This window comes from Paraburkholderia sediminicola (assembly GCF_046026895.1).
GTDB lineage: Bacteria > Pseudomonadota > Gammaproteobacteria > Burkholderiales > Burkholderiaceae > Paraburkholderia > Paraburkholderia sediminicola_C.
This window is the reverse complement of record NZ_JAQQEU010000259.1, coordinates 1-775: the sequence shown is the minus strand read 5'-3', so window position 1 is coordinate 775 and position 775 is coordinate 1. Positions and strand designations below refer to the sequence as shown.

General features: G+C 64.5%; 1 protein-coding gene. It reads right to left on the bottom strand.

All coding sequences use genetic code 11. The features are described from left to right. On the bottom strand, window positions 1-775 hold a 775-nt coding region (locus PQR02_RS40630), incomplete at both ends, for a molybdopterin-dependent oxidoreductase (RefSeq protein ID WP_408243421.1).

The following is a 775-nucleotide window of genomic DNA, read 5'->3' as shown; positions in this document are numbered from 1 at the left end:
CCCATAGCCGGTCGGCGAGTGGCACACGCGCGCGCAGGTATCGACGTTGTTGTTGCCGAACGCGGCGCGCACGAGCTTCTGCACCAGATAGGTTTCTTCGTTCGTGCAGCGCGACGACGTGATGCCGCCGATCGAATCGCGTCCATGCTTCGCCTGAATGCGGCGGAACTCCGACGCCGCGTAAGCGATCGCTTCTTCCCAGCTGACTTCGCGCCACGGATCGGTGATCTTCGCGCGGATCATCGGTTTCGTGATGCGGTCCTTATGCGTCGCGTAGCCCCACGCGAAGCGGCCCTTCACGCACGCGTGACCTTCGTTGGCCTGACCGTTCTTGTACGGCACCATCCGCACCACCTGGTTGCCCTTCATCTCCGCCTTGAACGAGCAGCCGACGCCGCAATACGCACAGGTGGTGATGGCCGAATGCTCGGGCTGGCCGAGCATGATCACGGACTTCTCCTGCAGCGTCGCGGTCGGGCACGCGGCGACGCATGCACCGCACGACACGCACTCCGAGTCCATGAAAGGCTGGTTCTCGCTGGCCGCCACACGCGATTCGAACCCGCGCGCGGCGATCGTCAGCGCGAACGTCCCCTGGGTTTCCTCGCACGCGCGCACGCAGCGATTGCAGACGATGCACTTCGACGGGTCGTAGGTGAAGTACGGGTTCGACTCGTCTTTCTTGTCCTTCAGGTGGTTCGCGCCGTCGAAGCCGTAGCGCACTTCGCGCAGGCCGGTCACGCCCGCCATGTCCTGCAGTTCGCAGTCGCCGTTC